The organism is Pantoea sp. ANP04 (assembly GCF_041982285.1).
Classification (GTDB): Bacteria; Pseudomonadota; Gammaproteobacteria; order Enterobacterales; family Enterobacteriaceae; genus Pantoea; species Pantoea eucalypti.
In genome coordinates, this window is the sequence record NZ_JAUTYS010000111.1 from 1 (window position 1) to 577 (window position 577).

Here is a 577-nt window from a genome sequence, read left to right on the forward strand (position 1 = left end):
TCTGCTCGGCAACACTTTGCGCAAAACGCTTGCCCAACTCTTCGAATGGCCAGTCATCCGCTGCGCGGTAAACGTCCGGTACGGCCGCCTCGAATACATGCTCTGCACGGCCCTTGCCGGCCTTGCGCTTGTACTTGTAGGGGCTCAGATCAATCAGCTCCTGGGTGGTGCCGTGGTAGGCCCAATCCAGCACGATGGCGTCGTTGCGCCCGGTGTGATTGCGTGCCATGCGCAGCATCAGGCTGTTGGCTTCACTGCCGGAACAGCCGAAGGAGGCGACGGCCAGGCCCTTGGGCAGGGTCGCCGTGAGTCGCTCGGCATACTCGACGATGTTGTCGTGCAGGTAGCGGGTGTTGGTGTTCAGTCGTGAAGCCTGGCGCGAAAGGGCTTGCACCACATCGGGATGGCAGTGGCCGAGGTGGCAGACGTTGTTGAAGCAGTCCAGATAGGCCCGGCCAAAGTTGTCGATCAACCAGACCCCATCACCGCGCACGAACTTGATCGGGTCCGAGTAGGAAATCGACAAGTTGGGCAGCAGCAGTTGCTTACGCTTGGCCACGATCTGCGCTTTGCTCCT

The 577-nt window shown here is 60.8% G+C and carries 1 protein-coding gene; it reads right to left on the minus strand.

The features are described from left to right. Positions 1-577: aminotransferase class III-fold pyridoxal phosphate-dependent enzyme (locus Q7C21_RS22600; protein ID WP_375151175.1), on the minus strand; the 577-nt coding region annotated here is incomplete at both ends.